Genomic DNA, 18,811 nt, shown 5'->3' on the forward strand with positions numbered 1-18,811 from the left:
TACCTTTTTGCCAGAAAATTACTCTTTTTTTTCTTTATTAAGCAATTTTAATTTTAGAAAAAAGGAAGGGACGCTTATCTTTTTATAGAAGCTTTAGCAGTTTGCCTTATTTCTTTCTCAATTTTTATCTTATCTTCCCAGACCTTGTGGATTTTTAGGCCGTGCCGATTATCATGCTTGTAAAAAGCTTAGAAGGCCTACAAAGGTTCACACTCTCTTCCTCCTCTCCTTATCGTCCCAACGCTCAAGCCACTTGAAAACCTAGAGTATCATACCCGTAGCCATTTTCGGTCTAACCACATTTATCAGATTATGATGAACTATAAAAAGGACGCATTTAGTTCTTAGAAAAAAGTTTACCTAGAAAAAGGGGTAAGCATGAAAATAATTTTTAATAAGCAGCCTATTTCCCAGCTTAAAAATATCTTATGCTTGCCACGGCTCTTTCTTAAGAAAACACTTCTATTCACCTTAAGAGACACCCCCTAAAAGCGATTTCCCCAAGTTGTAAGCCTACGAAGTTGAGAAAGCTGCCCGATGGTTGCAGGAAGAGCGGTTAGCTGGTTGCCGCTTAACTCAAGCCTTTGCAGCTGAGAAAGCTGCCCGATTTCCGCAGGAAGAGCGGTTAGTTGGTTGTTGCTTAAGTAAAGCCATTGTAGCTTAGAAAGCTGTCCGATTTCCACAGGAATAGTGGTTAGCTGGTTGTTGTCTAACCCAAGCACTTGCAGCTTAGTAAGCTGCTCAATTTCCGTAGGAATAATAGTTAGCTGGTTACTGCTTAAACAAAGGGTGTGCAGCTGAGAAAGCTGTCCGATTTCTGCGGGGAGGTAAGTTAGCTGGTTGTTGTCTAACCCAAGCACTTGCAGCTTAGTAAGCTGCCCTATCACCTCAGGAATAGCGGTTAGCTGGTTGTTGCTTAAGTCAAGCACTTGCAGCTTAGTAAGCTGACCTATCTCCGCAGGAATAGCGGTTAGCTGGTTTTTAAATAAGCTAAGCGTCTGCAGCTTAGAAAGCTGCCCGATCTCAACAGGAATAGTAGTTAGCTGGTTGTCGCTTAAGTCAAGCACTTGCAGCTGAGAGAGCTGCCATAGCTCGGCAGGCAAAATTGTTAGCTGGTTGCCGCTTAACTCAAGCCTTTGCAGCTGAGAAAGCTGCCCTATCTCTGGCGGTAAAGAGGTCAATCCTAAATTATTTAGCTCCAGGATAACGATATTTTTACCATGCTCTTCTATCCACTGCGTTAGCAGCTCTCTTTTTTTCTTTAAAGGTAAAGCTTTAATATGTGTTTGGTTTAAATATTCTGTTCCTCCCGGTAGCTTTTGCCAGAGTAGGAGGCGGTTAATATTTAATAGATAAGAGGAATAATTTGAAAGGGTAAAAGCCTTGCTTTCCTTAGTATTTCCTTCAAATTCTGTAGGAGAAAGAGAAGCGGCTAAAGTAAAGAGCTTTTGAAAGATATAGGGAACTTTTTCTTCAACCGAAAGATTAAGCTTAGGCTTAATTTCATAAATCCTATCTAAAATACGCGCTTGTTTTATAAAATCCCCATCTCCTTCAAGAAAATGAACTTGGAGGATTGCATTATAAAGCGAGGTCATGGAAAGAGGTGTTACAGATAGAGGAGAAAGAGATGGAATTTCTTTAGAGGAGGGTGAAGAAGAGGTGGAAATAGAAGGTTGAGGAGCGGTTGGGGCAAGAGAGGAAGAACTTTGGTGGATTTGGCACAATTTTTCAAGGGCAAATTGCCTAATCTTTTTATTTTCTCCTAATAATTTTTCTGTCCATTTATAGCTTATCTTATTTTTCTCGGTCAGTTCTTCACTGTCCTGGCTAACCAACTCTTCCAATTGATTCTCTAGCATTTTCTTTAAGGTTGAATGCTCTTGGATAGAAGGTTCTTCTAGAAGATTGAATAAAAGCTCAGTATAACGCTCTTTATAAGAGTCTGCAGAAGGAAGGCTTTTTTCTTTACCTTTACCTTTATCAGAAAAAGCGAGAGGAAGGGGCTGGGAAGATAAAGAAGCTTCTGAGGAGCGTTTAAGGCAAAATTCAAGATAAGCCTGGGCTTTTTCATACGTAGGAGTTAATTGCAAAGCTTGTAGTAAAGCTTCTATAGCAGTTGCGTGGTCTCCTTTTTCAGCAAGTTCTTTACCACGTAAGAAATGTCCTACAGCTTCCTCACTAGGCTCATGCTTAATTTCCTCTAATGGATGGGATTCAGCTGTTTCAGCTAGGTGCCTGACCGTGTAGTTGGGTGCATGCCTTTCAATAAGCGTTCTATCTAGAGGACAAAGTTTATTGCGTGCTAAGCATTGGATGACGGTATCTTCGTTAAAGGTATGGCCACAAGGAAACAAAGTAACCGCTCGAGTCATCAGCTCTCCTGAGACAGGATCTTCTATATTCTCTGAAACTGTAGTGCGGAAAGTTATTGGGGTGCTAGAGATAGAATCTGACGGCATCATGTAAAAGCTCCTTAAAGTTTTATGGTAATTTATTACCTTATGGGGCATATGTAGCCTGCTTTTTAAAGAGCTAGGCCTTACCTTTTGGCCAGAAAATTACTCTTTTTCTTCTTTATTAGGCAATTTTTATTTTAAGAGATAAAAAAAGAAAGGGAGGAACGCTTATCTTTTTATAGAAGCTTTAGCAGTTTCTCTTATTCCTTTCTCAATTTTTATCTTATCTGATCTTATCTTCCAATGCCTTGTTGATTTTAGGCTAAGCCTATTATCGTGGTTGTAAAAAGCTTAGGAGGTCTACAAAGGTTCACTTTCTCTTCCTACCCATCTTACAGTCCTATCCTAACTTACTTGGACAACCTAGAGTATCATATCCGCAACCATTTTCGGCCTAATCGCATCTATCAGTTTATGATGAACTACAAAAGGGCGCATTTAGCCCTTAGAAAAAAGTTTACCTAGAAAGAGGGAAAAGCATGAAAATAATTTTTAATAAGCAGCCTATTTTCCAGCCTAAAAATATCTTATGCTTACCAGGGCTCTTTTCTAAGGAAACACCTTTATTCACTTTAAGAGACACCTCCTAAAAGAGATTTCCCCCAATCCCAAGCTTACTAAGTCGAGGAAGCTGCCTGATTTCTGCAGGAATAGCGGTTAGCTTGTTGTTGTTTAAATAGAGTTCTTGCATCTGAGAAAGCTGTCCGATTTCCGCGGGGAGGTAAGCTAGCTGGTTGCTGCTTAAGTCAAGCATTACCAGCTGAGAAAGCTGTCCGATTTCCGCAGGAATAATGGTTAGCTGGTTACGGTCTAAATAAAGCTTTTGCAGCTTAGAAAGCTGCCAGAGTTCTGGCGGTAAAAAGGTCAAGCCTAACCTTTCTAGGCTCAGGAAAATGATACCATTACCATGTTCTTCTATCCACTGCGCTAACAGCTCTCCTTTTTTCTTTAAAGGTAAAGCTTTAATATGTGGTTGGTTTAAGAACCCTGTTCCTCCTGGTAACTTTTGCCAGAGTAAGAGGCGGTTAATATTTAGCAGATAGGAGGAATAATTAGAAAGGGTGAAAGCTTTGCTTTCTCTTGAGCTCTCTTCAAATTCTAAGGGAGAAAGAGAGGCGGCTAAGGTAAAGAGCTTTTGAAAGATGTAGGGCACTTTTTCTTCAATAGGAAGAGTAGAGTCAATTTCATAAATCTTATCTAAAATACGCGCTTGTTTTATAAAATCCCCATTCCCTTCTGGAAAATGAACTTGGATGATTGCGTTGTAAAGAGAGGCCATGGAAAGAGGTGTTACAGATAGAGGAGAAAGAGGTGGGATTTCTTTAGAGGAGATTGAAGAAGAGGTGGAAATAGAAGATTGCGGAGAGGTTGGGGCAAGAGAGGAAGAACTTTGGTAGATTTGGCGCAGCTTTTCGACCGCAAATTGCCTCACCTTTTTATTTTCTCCTAATAATTTTTCCGTCCATTTATAACTTATCTTATCTTTCTCAGTCAGTTCTTCACTGTCCTGGCTCATCAACTCTTCCAATTGATTCTCTAGCATTTTCTTTAAGGTTAAATGCTCTTGAATGGAAGGTTCTTCTAAAAGATTGAATAAGAGCTCAATGTAGCGCTCTTTATAAGAGTCTGAAGAAGGAAGGCTTTTTTCTTTCCCTTTATCAGAAAAAGCGAGAGGAAGAGGTTGGGAAGATAAAGAAGCTTCGGAAGAGCGTTAAAGGCAAAATTCAAGATAGGCTTGGGCTTTTTCATACGTAGGAGTTAATTGCAAAGATTGTAGTAAAGCTTCTATAGCAATTGCATGGTCTCCTTTTTCAGCAAGCTCCTTACCGCGTAAGAAATGTCCTACAGCTTCCTCACTAGGCTCGCGTTTAATTTCTTCTAGTGGATGGGATTCAGCTGTTTCAGCCAGCTGTCTGACCGTGTAGTTAGGTGCATGTCTTTCAATAAGCGTTCTATCTAGGGGGCAAAGTTTATTGCGTGCTAAGCACTGGATGACGGTATCTTCGTTAAAGGTATGACCACAAGGGAACAAAGTAACCGCCCGAGTCATCAGCCCTCCTGAGACGGGATCTTCTATATTCTCTGACACTGTAGTGCGGAAAGTTATCTGGGCGGTAGAAGGAGGATTTGACGGCACCATATAAGCTCCTTAAGTTTTATGGTAAGCTATTACCTTATGGGGCAGATGTAGCCTGCTTTTTAAAGAACCAGTCCTTACCTTTTTGTCAAAAAATTACTCTTTTTCTTCTTTATTAAGCAATTTTTATTTTAAGAAAAAAAGGGAGGGACGCTTATCTTTTATAAAAGCTTTAGCGATTTCTCTTATTCCTTTCTCAATTTTTATCTTATCTTCCCATGCGGATCTTTAGACCGAGCCGATTATCATGCTTGTAAAAAGCTTAGGAGGCCTTATACCTGATAAGGAAAGCTTAAAGGAACACCTCGAGCACAATCCATGGGAATCAGTAGAAAAAGCATGCCTAGGTCAAGACTATCCAAGAGAGAAGGTCAAAAGCGATGTGCTAAAATAGGGCAAGGAAGCCGAAGTGGTGAAAAGCCTGCAGGGCAGAATACGTCTATAGGATGAAAGCTGGAGATAGATGTAAAACGCCTATAAAAAAATTAGGCAAATATATTAAAAGCTTTAATTTTGCCACTTCCTTATAAGCTCATTAATAAAATAGTCTGGATTTTTATCAGGCTCTGCTTGAGCTATTTTTAATGCTTCCTCATCTGATAGTAGGCGATCATTTTGAAGAAATGCTTCTAGTTGAATATTTGCTAGTAAAGGATCAAATTGTTTATGAAAATGATCTAGCTGGCTGTATCTAAAACCATAAAAGGGTATACCCATAGTTTCCATCATGCTTTCCACCGACCTCATATGGCGCGGACTATCATCGATAAATATAACTTTACTAGGACGAAGAAAATGATAATTTAAAAAATCTTTTAAGAAAGGACCTTTATCTTGATAATCGGTAAAAATGATGCCTTGAGAAAAGCATTCGTAGGAGTTAGAATCAATCAATTTTGGCAGTCGATTAAGAGAAAAATCAATGCCCACACTTTTTAAATGTTTATAGGCACAAAGGTCAGCCTCTTGCATGTAATCAGGATTTAAACAACGAGCTGTTAAAGCAAAAGTAAGAATTCCCTTTTGCTGAAGTTGCCTAATAATTTCAGCAGCAGAAGGATCTATCAGCCGCATCGGAACTTGAAGCATAATTTTTTGAATGATTTTATTAACTTCTAAACGAGCTTCATTCTTAGACAAATTAGCAGTAGCCATTTTAGATACAAAATAGCTCCACCACGGCGTGTTGCCTAGCATACTCGTCGTATTAATCAGGGTATCGTCAATGTCAAAAAACAGTATAGAATGTGAATCTACCTCTTGAAGGATATCAGCAAAACGATGCGTTTCTACAACTTTTGCTGAAAGTGGCCTAAAGAATAGGAGGGCAATAACTAACAAGAAAAAATTTCCCCTCAAAGCTAGCCGGACGCTACCTGGATAGCGTAAGATAAAATAATTTTTCATTATTCTCCTAGTTTGCTGGCCATTTTTCTCCTAACTTTCCCATCCTTCTTTACCTATTAGAGGAACGAAGCGAACAGGTTCAAAGGTCTCTTGAGTGTATGTTTCCTCAGAGGTTTTACGCAGACGCAGTAGAAGTTGGCTAAAGCTATCGCCCACAGGAATAATCAGGCGACCGCCAATTTTTAGTTGTTTGATAAGAGTTTGAGGAATTGCAGGAGCACCTGCTGCAACAATGATAGCATCATAAGGGGCATGTTCAGGCCAGCCTAAGGAGCCATCTGCCACCTTACAATGGATAGAATGATAGGCTAGCTGTTTAAAGCATTGTTGAGCCGCATGCGCTAAGCTAGGCAAAAATTCAACAGTATAGACTTCTTGCGCTGTATAGGCAGCTACAGCTGCTGCATAGCCAGAGCCGGTGCCAATATCCAATACAATTGAACTAAGAGTAATTTCAGCTAATTGATTCATCAAAGCAACTATAAAAGGCTGGCTAATAGTCTGCCCCTCCCCTATAGGTAAAGGCCTATCTTCATAGGCATTTTCTTGCATAGAAGCAGGAACAAATAAGTGACGAGGGACATGCCGCATAGCTTCCAGGGTAGCTGGATCAGTAATCCCTCGGGCAAGAAGCTGTGTTCTTACCATCTCTTGCCTTTTGTGAGAATAATCATCATCAAGTGGCATAGCTATCTTCCTTAAAAGTTTTTTTCCTCAACTTTTCGCTCTTCTTTATCAGCTTTTTTAGCTTCTTCCTCTGTGGCTGCTATTACATCAGTAATAGCTGCTTTAAGCATCTCGATTTTTGAGCCATCATACATTTTAAGTATAACAGTATTCTCTTCTATACGCACGATCGTTCCGACAATCCCCATAGCAGTTACTCGATCACCTTTTTTCAAAGCGCTACGCTGCTCTTCTATGGCTTTACGACGTTTTTGCTCAGGTCTCCATAAGATCAAATAGAAAAAAATCAGAGCGATCGCAATCATTACAAAAGTTTGAGTCATTCCTTGATCACGGGGAACGATTTCAAGGTTAGTGCCCTCTTGCGCAAAAGCTATCGTATTATTCAATAGAGTAAAGCCAAGTGCAGAAAAGCAAGTCATTTTCTTAATCATATTTCATCCTTTTAATGCGGATACAAGGCACAAACTTTTTGATAAAAATCGGCTAAAGTATCATTTTTTATTGCTTCCCTTAATTTTTGCATAAAATCTAGATAAAAGGCTAGATTTTGTAACGTGACTAATGTTAAGCCGGTCATTTCATCCACGTTGAGGAGATGGCGTAAGTAAGCCTTAGAGAACTGAGAAGTATAGGAGGGGGTAGAAGGATCGAGAGGAGAAAAATCTTCAGCATAACGAGCGGCCTTTATCTGCACTTTTCCGGCCCAGGTAAAAGCCGTGCCATTTCGTGCATTTCGTGTAGGCATCACACAATCGAACATATCGACTCCCCGCATTACACTCTCCACTAGATTACGAGGCGTTCCTACTCCCATCAAATAGCGTGGTTTTTCTACCGGCATAAACGGCACTGTATGATCGAGCACCTCATACATCACCGAAGCAGGTTCGCCAACAGAAAGGCCGCCGATAGCATATCCTTGGAAATCTAGATTAGCTAAAAACTGGGCAGACTGCTGACGTAAATCAGCATGCACTCCGCCTTGTACGATTCCAAAAAGATTTTGATGAGGCTGCAAATCATAATTTCTACAGCGCTCCGCCCAACGATGGGTTCTTTCTAAGCTTTTTTCCACAACTTTTTTTTCACACGGATAAGGCGTACATTCATCAAATGCCATCACAATGTCAGAGCCTATAGTTTTTTGAATGAACATACTCTCATCGGGTCCCAAAAAGTGACGCGAACCATCAATATGCGATTGAAAATGGACTCCTTTATCCGTGACCTTGTTAAGGGCAGACAAAGAAAAAACTTGAAATCCTCCTGAGTCAGTAAGAAGAGGGCTTTGCCAGTTCATAAAAGCATGCAAACCACCAGCTTTAGCCAAAATTTCTACCCCTGGACGAAGCATCAGATGATAAGTATTGCCCAAAATAATTTGAGCCTTCATATCTAACAGATGCTGATTAGTCAAGGTTTTAACAGCTGCCCGTGTACCTACAGGCATGAAAACAGGCGTTTCTATCGCCCCATGGGCAGTTTCTATGATTCCTACTCTTGCACGGGAGCAAGCATCAGCCTTACAAATCGTAAATTTCAAAAAGAGCCTATATGTTTGATGGAGTTTTTTCTAGGAGAATCAAACTGTCGACATGAATAGTTTGAGGAAATTGGTCATAAGGTTGAATATATTTTACCGTATAACCATTCTGCGATAACTCAGCAATATTAGCTAAATGAGCCTGAGGATTGCCAGAAATATAGAGGATTTTAGGAGCATTGAGACGAAGTAAATGTTTCATGGTGAGAGGATCGAGACCCGCACGTGGAGGATTTAATAAGACTAAATCAGGTAGAGGAAATAAATTTTCATCTTGAATTTGGCCCAAAGCATAGCGCACCGCTCCTGAAATAATAGTGACATTCTGCCTATTATTTAAAGCAGCATTTTGACGCGCATCAAAAGCTGTCTCTGGAGATATTTCTATGCCTATTACCTGTTTAACGTTCTTTGAAGCGCAAATACCTAACACCCCTGAGCCGCAAAAAAGATCATAGATGGTATCTTCTTTGTTTACCTTCGCTAATTGCAGGGCTAAAGAATAAACCTTTTCTATTTGCCTTATATTAGGCTGAAAGAAAGAAGAAGGGCTAATTCTAAACTTATAAGTTTCTGCAGGCTTTTCAATATCTGCCTGAATGTCTAGTTCTTCCTCAATATACTGAGGTCCATAAAGTAACATTTCATAAAAGTTAGTGGCCATTCCTGGGCTTATCTGTTGTATCCTAACAAATATACTTAACTTAGCATTTGATTGTTGTGGCTCAATAGCAGTATGTAACGCATGGACAAAGCTCTCAAGGTGGCGATTTTGCAAAGCATAATCAGGGTTACCAGAGACCGTCAACATTACCATGCGGTCTCCTGTCTTCATTCCTTCACGTAGCGTCAAGGACCTTAATGAACCGGTATTCTTGATGGGGTAATAGGCCTCTAAATTTGACTCTTCCCACCAAGATTTTACCGCATGGACAGCTTGAGTGAACCAGGGATTGGGAAGATGACATTCTACAAGATTAAAAACTCTTCCTTTGGTAGAGTCAAGAATCAAGCCTAAGTACTTAGTTTTATTTAAATCTCTTGAAAAGGTAAAATCCATTTTGTTTCTGTAATTCCACTCAGATTCAGAGGGCATAATAGGAAACAGATGGGTCTCTGGCGTGATTACACTGCGGAAAATATCTTTAGCTAAAGATTCTTTATAACGCAGTTGAGTATCATAAGACATTTGTTGCCATTGGCATCCACCACAGGAGCCAAAATGTATACATTTAGGAATGATTCGGTCTTTGGAAGGCTCAATAATTCTTTGTATTCCTCCTACCCAATGCGTTTTATTTTTGCCATGTAACATAGAATGGACTGCATCTCCAGGGATGGCAAACGCTATCTCAGCTTCCTTAATTTCCTCTTCTGAACGTTCGATGCGACCTAAGCCATGTCCTCTCTTAGAAAATTCATTGATTTTAACATTCGCAAAACGAGTTTGTTTAGAATAAGGCATATCGCTAGATTATTAAATTTTGGTCAAATAATAAGGTTAAATAAGCAGCTATATAAAAGCAAGGTGATTTAGGAACAGTTAGAAGCTTTGTACAACAACGTAAGCAACTTAAAAATATAAGTGCGCCTGCTAGTTGGATTTTTTATTCACCAGATCAGATAAGTTTTTCGAATTCGATGAGGAAAGTGAGGTAAAGGGGAGGTTATAACCCCCCTAAAAAACTATCAATTATCTCCAGCCCACTTGCTTCGTAGGAAGTTTTGCGGTAGGTCTTTTTAAAGAAAGAGGACGTGCCTTAGCTTTATGTGCTTTAGCTTTTGGCTTGGCTGCAGGTTTTGCAGCTGGCTTTGTAGCGATTGGTTTTGCAGCTGGCTTAGAAGCTTTTTTAGGAGCAGTTACTTTTTTAGCCGTTTTTTTTGTACCTTTCGTCGTTTTTTCAGATTTGATAGATTCTTTACGATAAAGCTTAGAAACTTTCTCAAGCTTAACGGTTCCTGTACGAACACGCTGAGAAGCTGCTTTATTGCCTTTCTCAGCTTTTTCTAAATCATTAGTAATGTTCTGAAGCAGGTCTCTTAAATTTTTGACCGTATCTTTTAATGCCATGGTGATTTGCCTCCTGATTTTTTGAGTTTCATGACGAAGTAATAAATATTAACTTTGGATATATTGTGCAACATTTTTCTTCACTTAGCGAAAAATAATCTTACTTTTGCGTCTTATGTTAAACTAATTATGAAACAAGCGCTCAGGCAAAAAAGGCAGCTGTAGGGTTATCTTAAGCTTTATTTTTATTTAAATATTAACATAATTTAAGAAAAACTCAGGCTAAAAACAATCTTACAAAAATTTAGGAAAAAGATTGTCACATAGGCGTTTGAAAACTCTATTCAGGTACACTACCTCAAATTTTTAGCTTCAAATATCTAAGAATAAGGGGCTACAAGCGTGAAATTAAAGTTGTGCAAAAGTCTTAAATAACCGACTTACCTCTTCTTGATCGGTAGGCTTTCTAAGAATGAAATAAAATGCAGCTATGCTAAGTATCTATCTAAGAAGGTCTTGAAAAAAATCATAGCTATTCTTTTTTATCAAATGGCTTAAATATTGAGTGTTTTTCATTTTCTGTTAATTTTTTTGCGCATACTTTGATAATTTCTAATAAATTCGTTCAATGAAAAATGCTTGCAATCTTTTCTTTGCATGGCTCTAGTAGCAAGTTCCTATCTTAAAAACCATTATTTATGCATTGATGATTGCTACTCTCTTTATCAAAAATAGATAAAATCAGGCTTACACCTCAAGGAAGCTCTCTTAAAAGCTACCCAAGCATTCAGCTTTTTTCTTAGCCTAAAAATTATATTGCAGGCTCTTCTAAGGGGTAGGATGACTAGGTAGATGGCACCTTAGATAAAAGGATATAAGCCTTAATTGATACAGCCCCAGCTTGCTGAAATGTTAGATTGATAAAAATTAGCAGCGGATGCTTCTTTCAGCAGAAAAAGGAGGAAAACAAAAGATTGAGTATGGGTTTAGAAGAAAAAGGAACAACCATGCATCCATTATATAAATGAAAAGGGCTTGCTTGTTGCTTTTAAGAATGCAACGTATAACTGCAGGCCAAGCATCGAATGGCTCAAGCTTTAATCCAACCAAGTTTAACATTGCTCAAAATAAGGTAAAAATTTAATTAATTTTTTTTATATTTGATACAAATTAGGAGAGGATAAGGCTGAATATTTAAGGAATTAATTATTAATACGAAAGCCTTTTCGTAAGCTTATGGATGAAAGAATGCCGGAAAAATCGCTGAGAGAGCTGTTTTTAATCTAAAGAAGTGGGATGGCAAGTAGGACGAGCAAGAGCTTGGCGGCAAGGAAAACTCAGATAAATTATGATTGGATGGGGAAATAAAAAAAAAGAAGGATTAGGTTGGCTTGCTTTTAGTTTGATAGGCTTTTGGATGGATCAATTAGCGAGATAGCTCATCTTAAGTGCTGTTTTTAAGCTAAGGAAGGTAAAAAATTTTAACTACTTCTTATATTTCTCTATTATCAAGCTTGAAGGTTAAAGATTTGTTTCTCATATCTTCTTGCCTATTGCGCTTCTTCCCTATATAAACACCTCACTAACAACAATTAAAAATATGTACATATCTTAAAGCGACTCTATCATGATTCCTAGCTCTTCTATAACTCTGGAACACCTACCTAATGAAGTACTACCCCCCATTTTAGAGTATTGCCCCTCGCCTACCTTATTTAGCGTTTGTACAAGATGACGACATCTGTTAAATAGGGAGATAATGCCCTCTCTTTATAAACAAATAGGTAAAATGCATTTTCCTCAAGGAAATGTTAACGAACAGGCTTTTATTTTAGACAAAATTTATGAGCTATAAGATAGGCTTTCTGCAGTAGAAAAAGTCTAGGCAATCTTTAAACAAACCTTTGCTCTAGCCAGCTCGCTTTCTCCTGCAGAGCTAGAATTTAAATGGAAAACTGAGGAGAAAAGATATTTTACCCTGGCTAACTATGCCTCTTATCTTATAAATATTAATCGCTTGTTAGTGTGGAAAAAACTTCCTGGCGGAGGGGAATACTTAAATCAAGAAAACATCAAGTCTTTGCCTTTACATAAAAAAGGGGAACCTTTTAAAAAATGGATTGAAACCCATGGAAAAGATATTGAACGGTTATGCTTAATTGAAATTGGTTTGACCTTTTTACCTCCTGAGATAGGTCGGTTGCCTCAGCTGCAAGAACTCGACTTAAGCAACAACCTGCTTACCATAATTCCTGCAAAGATAGGACTGCTAGCACAACGCAACACCTTGGCTTGAGCAACAACCAGCTCACCACTATTCCTGCCGAAATAGGACAGCTTTCTCAGCTATGGAGCCTTGACTTAACCAACAATCAGATCTTCACTTTTCCCAGCGCAATAGGAAGGCTAAGTCAGTTATAAAAGCTTTACTTAAATAACAACCAACTTACCTCCCTTCCTAAAAAAATAAGGCATCTGATTCAGCTACGGAGTCTTTACTTAAATAGCAACCAGCTTACCACTCTACCCGCTGAGATAGGGGAATTTGCGGAACTTGACGAGCTTTACTTAAATGGCAACTAACTTACCGCCCTTCCTGCAGAGATTGCGCAGCTCTCTCAACTGCAAAACTTTGGCTTAAGCAGCAACCAGCTTACCTCTCTTCATGCAGAAATAGGGCAGCTTTCTCGGCTGAGGCAGCTTTATTTAAGCTACAACCAACTCACCGCTCTCCCTGCAGAGATTGGCCAGCTGCCTCAGCTATAATGGCTTGGTTTAAGCCAAAACCAGCTCACCGCTCTGCCTGCAAGAATCGGGCAGCTGCCTCGGCTGCGAGGGCTTTACTTAAATCAAAACCAGCTTACCAGCCTGCCTGCAGAAATCGGGCGGCTGTCTCGGTCTCGGCTGGAATTCCTTGAATTAAATCAAAACCAGCTCACCACTCTTCCTGCAGAAATAGGTCAATTGTTTCAACTACGAGGGCTTTACTTAAATCAAAACCAGCTCACTAGCCTGCCTACAGAAATCAGGCAGCTGTCTGAGCTGCAAACGCTTTTCTTAAATCAAAACCAGCTCACCAGCCTGCCTACAGAAATCCGGCAATTGTCTAAGCTGAAAGGGCTTTACTTAAATCAGAACCAGCTCACCAGTCTGCCTATAGAAATCGGGCAGCTGTCTCAGCTGCAAGCGCTTAGTTTAAATCAAAACCAGCTCACCGCTCTGCCTGCAGAAATCGGGCAGCTGTCTCAGCTGAAATGGCTTTACTTAAATCAAAGCCAGCTCGCCAGTCTTCCTGCAGAAATAGCTCAATTATCTCAGTTGCAAGTGCTTGAGTTAAATCAAAGCCAGCTCACCAGCCTTCCTGCAGAAACCGGGCGGCTGTCTCAACTACGAGTGCTTAAATTAGACCAAAACCAGCTAACCACACTTCCTAAAGAAATTGGACAGCTGTCTAAGCTGCAAACGCTTGAATTAGAGGAAAATCCTTTGAAAGATATTCCAGAAAAAATAAGGCAGCGTTTTCAATTGTAAAATGGTTGTAAGTGCTTTTTAAATTGGAGTAAGCTGAAGTGAAATAAAAAACTGTTAGCCACTTTATCTTTAAACAAGTAATCCGCTTTCCTTCCAGCAACTAAGCAAGCTTAAACCAACTTACACATTCTCATTCTTTTAGCCAAACCAAAGTTGCCGCGTCACTGAATCCTCAAAACCTGTGGCTGCTCCTAAATGCTTGGAAGGTCTCCCCCTTTCCTTGAATCTATCTGAAATAAAAGCGTGGTAGATCATCTGTAAGTTGTTTTTCATGGATAAGGATACGAATACGTTTGACTTGCTTTTTTAATTTTTTTATATTGCCTTTATAATAAATAAAATGCTGAAAAGTCATTACTACCCGAGGAAATAAAATGCATCCTACCTCATCAATATCTATTGAAAGCCTGCCCAATGAATTGCTACTCCCTATCTTAGAGGCTTGCGTAGTTCCTTCCTTATTTAGCGTCTGTAAAAGATGGCATCATCTGCTGGCTATTGAAGTCATGCCCCCTCTTTATAAGCAAATAGGTAAAGTGCATGTTCCTCAAGGAAATGTTAAGGAGCAGGCTCTTATTGTAGATAGGATTTATAAGCTAGAAGAAAAGCTTTCTGAAGCAGAAAAGGTAAATGCAATCTTTAGGCAAATCTTTACTTTAGCCAAGTCTTTTTCTCCTTTGGAATTTAAATGGAAAACAGAAGAAAAAAGAGGCTTAACGCTGGCTAATTACTCTTCCTATCTTGTAAATATTAATCGTCTTTTACTTTGGAAAAAACTTCCTGGTGGAGAAGAATACTTGAACCAAGAAGAAATTAAGCACTTGCCTCTAGAAAAAAAAGGAGAGCTTCTTAGGGAGTGGATTGAAGAAAATTGTAAAAATACCACGGCTTTAAATTTATCTGGAGCAGGCTTGACTTATTTACCGCCAGAAATATGCCAGTTATCTAAGCTGCAAGAGCTTCACTTAAGCCAAAACCAGCTCGCCAGTCTGCCTGGAGAAATCGGGCAGCTGTCTCAGCTGCAAGGGCTTTTCTTATATCAAAACCAGCTCACCAGCCTGCCTACAGAAATAGGTCAATTGTCTCAGCTGCGAGGGCTTGACTTAAATCAAAACCAGTTCACCAGCCTGCCTACAGAAATCGGGCAGCTGTCTAAGCTGACACGGCTCGACTTAAATCAAAACCAGCTCACCGCTCTGCCTGCAGTAATAAGCCAATTGTCTCAGCTACAATTGCTTGACTTAAATCAAAACCAGCTTACCGCTCTGCCTACAGAAATTGGGCAGCTGTCTCAGCTGAAATGGCTTGACTTAAATCAAAACCAGCTCACCACTCTTCCTGCAGAAATAGGTCAATTGCCTCAGCTGCAAGGGCTTAACTTAAATCAAAACCAGCTCACCAGCCTTCCTGCAGAAATTGGACAGTTGTCTAATCTGCAATATCTTTACTCAAATCAAAACCAGCTCACCAGTCTGCCTGCAGAAATCGGTCAATTGTCTCAGCTGCGAGGGCTTTACTTAAATCAAAACCAGCTCACTAGCCTGCCTACAGAAATCGGGCAGCTGTCTAAGCTGACACGGCTCGACTTAAATCAAAGCCAGCTCACCACTCTTCCTGCAGAAATAGGTCAATTGTTTCAACTACGAGTGCTTGACTTAAATCAAAACCAGCTCACCAGCCTGCCTGAAGAAATCTGGCAACTGTTTCAACTACGAGGGCTTAACTTAAATCAAAACCAGCTCACCAGCCTGCCTGCAGAAATAGGGCGGCTGTCTCAGCTGCAAGTGCTTTACTTAAATCAAAACCAGCTCACCACTCTGCCTACAGAAGTAGGCCAATTGTCTCAGTTGCAAGTGCTTGAGTTAAATCAAAGCCAGCTCACCAGCCTTCCTGCAGAAATCGGGCGGCTGTCTCAACTACGAGTGCTTAAATTAGACCAAAACCAGCTAACCACACTTCCTAAAGAAATTGGACAGCTGTCTAAGCTGCAAACGCTTGAATTAGAGGAAAATCCTTTGAAAGATATTCCAGAAAAAATAAGGCAGCGTTTTCAATTGTAGAAGAAGAATATGCAGCCCCCAGCTTTGACGTCATTGAGCAAACTTTCGACACTTGGGTCAATGGTTCACTTTCGTTCGTCTTCTTAGCCCTCACTTGATATGTTTATCATACCTTTTCCTTAACGCTCACTACCTTGGCTTTTGACCAAAGCAGCTTAAGGTGGTTTAAAATCTCTTCCTGCAAAGCGACTTCGAGGAGCCATTTTCCCTCATCTTTCATATAGTTACGCAAATCTACACTGTGCTCGTGGCACACGCTCACCAGTCTTCCTGCAGAAATAGCACAGCCCCCTAAGTATTTAGATCTTAGGTTAGACGGAAATCCGCTGGACAACATACCAGAGGAATTAAAGCAACGTTTTAGGCTGTAGCTGAAAAGTTACCTGACTTCCTCACCTATAACGTTAAAAGGGTAAATTGGTAGGCTTAGGAAGTTTTAAAGATATAGAGAGCTTTTGGCTTACTATAGAGGCGTGGGATCTAAAGGTCTGCTTCTCTGCTAAAGTTAAGGAAAAAATTTCTACCAGCTTTTCATATTTCTCTATTGCTAAGTTTAAAAATTAAAAGCCTTTTTCTTACATTTTCTTGCCTATCTTGCTTCTTTTATGTATAAGCATCTCACTAAAAAACAACTAGAATATGTATAACACTTAAAGGCGCCCTTCAGTGAATCCTAGCTCTTCTATCACCATTGAATATTTACCTGATGAAATATTAGTCCCTATTTTAAAGGAGTGTGCTAGCCCTTCCTTATTTAGCGTGTGTGGAAGATGGTACCATCTCTTAGCTAATGAAGTCATGCCCCCTCTTTATAAGCAAATAGGTAAAATGCATGTTCCTCAAGGAAATGTTAAGGAGCAAGCTTTTATTGTAGATAGGATTTATAAGCTAGAAGAAAAGCTTTCTGAAACAGCAAAGGTAAATGCAATCTTTAGGCAAATCTTTACTTTAGCCAAGTCTTTTTCTCCTTTAGAATTTAAATGGAAAACAGAAGAAAAAGCAGGCTTAACGCTGGCTAATTACTTTTCTTATCTTGTAAATATTAATCGTCTTTTACTTTGGAAAAGACTTCCTGGTGGGGGAGAATACTTGAGCCGAGAAGAAATTAAGCACTTGCCTCTAGGAAAAAAAGGAGAGCTAATTAGAGATTGGATTGAAGAAAATTGTAAAGACTTAACTTTGCTAAATTTATCTGGAGTAGGCTTGACTTATTTACCCCCAGAAATATGCCAGTTGTCTCAGCTGCGAGTGCTTGACTTAAATCAGAACCATCTTACCAGCCTTCCTGCAGAAATCGGGCAGTTGTCTCAGCTGCAACACATCTCCTTAAATCAAAACCAGCTCACCAGCCTTCCTGCAGAAATCGGGCAATTGTCTCAGCTGCAATACATCTCCTTAAATCAAAACCAGCTCACCAGCCTTCCTACAGAAATAGAGCGGCTGTCTCAGCTGCAAATGCTTTACTTAAGCCAAAACCAGGTCACCGCTCTGCTTGCAGAAATTGGGCAGTTGTCTCAGCTGCAATGGCTTTACTTAAATCAAAACCAGCTCACCGCTCTGCCTACAGAAATCGGGCGGCTGTCTCAGCTGCAAACGCTTGACTTAAGAGAAAACCAGCTCACCGCTCTGCCTGCAGAAATCGGGCAATTGTCTCAGCTGCAAACGCTTGAATTAAATCAAAACCAGCTTACCGCTCTGCCTACAGAACTCGGGCAATTGTCTCAGCTGCAAACCCTTTACTTAAATCAAAACCAGCTTACCAGCCTTCCTACAGAACTCGGGCAATTGTCTCAGCTGCAAACCCTTTACTTAAATCAAAACCAGCTTACCAGCCTTCCTACAGAACTCGGGCAGCTGTCTCGGCTGCAAACCCTTTACTTAAATCAAAACCAGCTCACCGCTCTGCCTAAAGGAGTGGGGCACCTGTCTCAGCTGCGAGTGCTTGACTTAAGCCAAAATCAGCTCACTAGCCTGCCTGCAAACATAGGACGGCTGTCTCGGCTGCGATGGCTTTACTTAAATCAAAACCAGCTCACCAGACTTCCTGCAGAAATCAGGCGGTTGTCTCAGCTTATCAAGCTTGAATTAGCGGAAAATCCTTTGAAAAATATCGCCAAAAAATAAGGCAGCGTTTTCAATTATAGAATGAACTTAAATACTTTTTAAATTAGGGTGAGCTAAAATGAAATAAAAAACTTTTAGCCATCTTATCTTTAGACAAGTAAGCTGCTTTCCTTTCGGCAACTAAGCAAGTTTAAGCTAACCTACACATTTATAGCGATAAGAAGTTTTTTTCTTTTTTTACAGAGTGTTATGGCTGGAAGAACAACTTTTTTGATAGGAGGAAACTGGCGTATGGTATTTCATCATTTAGTAGAAGAATTAAAACAAGGCACCAAAAAGAGCCATTTTTCTCAAATAAGGCAAAGAATCAATCTCATACTTTTAGCCACACCAAAATTGCCGCGTCACTTAATCCCCAAAACCTGTGGCTGCTCCTAAATGCTTGGAAGGTCTCCACCCTTTCCTTGAATCTATCTGAAAAAAAGCGGTGTTATATCATCTGGGAGTAGTTTTTTGTTGATAAGGATACGAATTCTTTTGACTTGCTTTTTTAATTTTTTTATATTGATTTTAATAAATAAAAATGCTGAAAAGTTATCACTACCCAAGGAAATAAATGCATCCTATCTCATCAATATCTATTGAAAGCTTGCCCAATGAATTGCTGCTTCCTATCTTAGAGGCTTGCGCAGTTCCTTCCTTATTTAGCGTCTGTAAAAGATGGCATCATCTACTGGCTACTGAAGTCATGCCCCCTCTTTATAAGCAAATAGGTAAAGTGCATGTTCCTCAAGGAAATGTTAAGGAGCAGGCTCTTATTGTAGATAGGATTTATAAGCTAAAAGAAAAGCTTGCTGAAGCAGCAAAGATAAATGCAATCTTTAGGCAAATCTTTACTTTAGCCAAGTC

At 39.7% G+C, this 18,811-nt stretch carries 17 protein-coding genes and 1 pseudogene; 8 read left to right on the forward strand and 10 right to left on the reverse strand.

From position 1 onward, the window contains the following. Nucleotides 1-485: 485 nt before the first annotated feature. The 9 genes from DB42_RS11495 to DB42_RS00885 all read right to left on the reverse strand — a co-directional run bounded on the left by DB42_RS11495 (nt 486) and on the right by DB42_RS00885 (nt 10,307). Nucleotides 486-2,465, reverse strand: coding sequence for a leucine-rich repeat domain-containing protein (locus tag DB42_RS11495; protein WP_052435856.1), 1,980 nt, complete (start codon nt 2,463-2,465; stop codon nt 486-488). A gap of 580 nt (nt 2,466-3,045) precedes the next feature. Next, nucleotides 3,046-4,002 (reverse strand): leucine-rich repeat domain-containing protein, encoded by a 957-nt coding sequence (locus DB42_RS10140; RefSeq protein WP_052435857.1) that lies wholly within the window; start codon nt 4,000-4,002, stop codon nt 3,046-3,048. Nucleotides 4,003-4,170: 168 nt separating this feature from the next. Continuing rightward, the gene (locus DB42_RS00855) at nt 4,171-4,599 is read right to left on the reverse strand and encodes a hypothetical protein (RefSeq protein ID WP_044881304.1); all 429 of its coding nucleotides are present in this window, start codon (nt 4,597-4,599) and stop codon (nt 4,171-4,173) included. Nucleotides 4,600-5,103: 504 nt separating this feature from the next. Next, nucleotides 5,104-6,003, reverse strand: coding sequence for a DUF2608 domain-containing protein (locus DB42_RS00860; RefSeq protein ID WP_044881305.1), 900 nt, complete (start codon nt 6,001-6,003; stop codon nt 5,104-5,106). Between the two features lie 30 nt (nt 6,004-6,033). Then, nucleotides 6,034-6,690, reverse strand: a complete 657-nt coding sequence (locus DB42_RS00865) for a protein-L-isoaspartate(D-aspartate) O-methyltransferase (RefSeq protein WP_044881306.1) — start codon at nt 6,688-6,690, stop codon at nt 6,034-6,036. Nucleotides 6,691-6,701: 11 nt separating this feature from the next. After that, nucleotides 6,702-7,112: a preprotein translocase subunit YajC gene (gene yajC, locus DB42_RS00870; protein WP_202965052.1), complete on the reverse strand. Its 411-nt coding sequence runs from the start codon at nt 7,110-7,112 to the stop codon at nt 6,702-6,704. A 23-nt stretch (nt 7,113-7,135) separates the two neighbouring features. Next, nucleotides 7,136-8,236: a tRNA guanosine(34) transglycosylase Tgt gene (gene tgt / locus DB42_RS00875; RefSeq protein ID WP_044881308.1), complete on the reverse strand. Its 1,101-nt coding sequence runs from the start codon at nt 8,234-8,236 to the stop codon at nt 7,136-7,138. A gap of 7 nt (nt 8,237-8,243) precedes the next feature. After that, complete coding sequence (gene rlmD / locus DB42_RS00880; RefSeq protein WP_044881309.1) at nt 8,244-9,701, reverse strand: 23S rRNA (uracil(1939)-C(5))-methyltransferase RlmD; 1,458 nt, start codon at nt 9,699-9,701, stop codon at nt 8,244-8,246. A gap of 228 nt (nt 9,702-9,929) precedes the next feature. Then, nucleotides 9,930-10,307: a histone gene (locus tag DB42_RS00885; RefSeq protein WP_039383022.1), complete on the reverse strand. Its 378-nt coding sequence runs from the start codon at nt 10,305-10,307 to the stop codon at nt 9,930-9,932. Between the two features lie 1,957 nt (nt 10,308-12,264). On the opposite strand from DB42_RS00885, the gene DB42_RS00890 reads away from it, so the two are divergent. The 6 genes and pseudogenes from DB42_RS00890 (at nt 12,265) to DB42_RS00905 (ending at nt 15,838) form a co-directional block, all read left to right on the forward strand. Then, nucleotides 12,265-12,543 carry a leucine-rich repeat domain-containing protein gene (locus DB42_RS00890; RefSeq protein ID WP_044881310.1) on the forward strand — a complete coding sequence of 93 codons (279 nt, stop codon included), beginning with the start codon at nt 12,265-12,267 and terminating at the stop codon, nt 12,541-12,543. Further along, a complete protein-coding gene (locus DB42_RS11500; protein WP_155117349.1) occupies nt 12,540-12,668 on the forward strand; it encodes a hypothetical protein in 129 nt (42 codons plus the stop codon). Before DB42_RS00890 ends, DB42_RS11500 begins: the two co-directional genes overlap by 4 nt. A 12-nt stretch (nt 12,669-12,680) precedes the next feature. After that, nucleotides 12,681-12,830, forward strand: a pseudogene (locus tag DB42_RS11740) (leucine-rich repeat domain-containing protein); the annotation flags it as partial. Between the two features lie 39 nt (nt 12,831-12,869). After that, nucleotides 12,870-13,013: a leucine-rich repeat domain-containing protein gene (locus tag DB42_RS11745; RefSeq protein ID WP_368665331.1), complete on the forward strand. Its 144-nt coding sequence runs from the start codon at nt 12,870-12,872 to the stop codon at nt 13,011-13,013. A 198-nt stretch (nt 13,014-13,211) separates the two neighbouring features. Beyond that, nucleotides 13,212-13,778: a leucine-rich repeat domain-containing protein gene (locus tag DB42_RS00900; RefSeq protein ID WP_052435858.1), complete on the forward strand. Its 567-nt coding sequence runs from the start codon at nt 13,212-13,214 to the stop codon at nt 13,776-13,778. A gap of 374 nt (nt 13,779-14,152) precedes the next feature. Continuing rightward, entirely contained in the window at nt 14,153-15,838 is a 1,686-nt protein-coding gene (locus tag DB42_RS00905) for a leucine-rich repeat domain-containing protein (protein ID WP_052435859.1), read from the forward strand. 106 nt (nt 15,839-15,944) lie between these two features. Here DB42_RS00905 and DB42_RS11075 read toward each other — a convergent pair whose 3' ends face one another. Beyond that, nucleotides 15,945-16,100 (reverse strand): hypothetical protein, encoded by a 156-nt coding sequence (locus DB42_RS11075; RefSeq protein ID WP_155117350.1) that lies wholly within the window; start codon nt 16,098-16,100, stop codon nt 15,945-15,947. A gap of 404 nt (nt 16,101-16,504) precedes the next feature. Between DB42_RS11075 and DB42_RS00910 the strand changes: the two genes are divergently transcribed. Both DB42_RS00910 and DB42_RS00920 read left to right on the forward strand, forming a co-directional pair. After that, nucleotides 16,505-17,962 carry a leucine-rich repeat domain-containing protein gene (locus DB42_RS00910; protein ID WP_052435860.1) on the forward strand — a complete coding sequence of 486 codons (1,458 nt, stop codon included), beginning with the start codon at nt 16,505-16,507 and terminating at the stop codon, nt 17,960-17,962. 556 nt (nt 17,963-18,518) lie between these two features. Further along, the coding region (locus tag DB42_RS00920; protein WP_044881312.1) for an F-box protein at nt 18,519-18,811 on the forward strand (293 nt) is incomplete at its 3' end.

Source organism: Neochlamydia sp. EPS4 (assembly GCF_000813665.1).
Lineage (GTDB): Bacteria > Chlamydiota > Chlamydiia > Chlamydiales > Parachlamydiaceae > Neochlamydia.